Here is a 490-nt window from a genome sequence, read left to right as displayed (position 1 = left end):
TATCATTGAACCGGCTGCTCAAACAGCAGTAGTAGCGTATAACAAAGGAAAAGAAATAAACAATGCTATTGTAGACGCAGAGAATAAAGCAGAGCAAGAAGCAAAAGAAAAAGGAAAATCAGCTATAGAAATTGAGGCTGCCAAAAAAGAAGCACGTGAAGCGATAGAGAAAAGTAAAAAAGGTGAAATCGCTGCAGCTGCAGTTACAAAAACGAAAGAGTATGATCTTATGAAAGTAATTGATCCTGAAAAAATTAAAAAAACATATAATACTTTTGCTGAAATTAATAAACTAACAGCAGAGCAACGTGCATATTTAAATGATTTAGAGAAACAAAATCAGAAATTATATGACTTAACGACTAAATTAACAGTAGCAGATTTACAAAAATCAATGATTCTTTTCATGCAAAATGATTTGCATACATTTGCTAACCAAGTAGATGGAGAAATTGAGCTAATGAAACGTTACAAAGAGGATTTGGATCTA

At 32.0% G+C, this 490-nt stretch carries 1 pseudogene; it reads left to right on the top strand.

Annotated elements, in window-relative coordinates:
* Positions 1–490: pseudogene (locus ACS2CR_RS34390) on the top strand (hemolysin BL lytic component L2); the annotation flags it as partial.

It is taken from the genome of Bacillus cereus group sp. BceL291 (genome assembly GCF_051776705.1).
GTDB lineage: Bacteria > Bacillota > Bacilli > Bacillales > Bacillaceae_G > Bacillus_A > Bacillus_A cereus.
The sequence above is the reverse complement of the archived record's forward strand: the minus strand, read 5'-3'. Positions and strand labels throughout refer to the sequence as shown.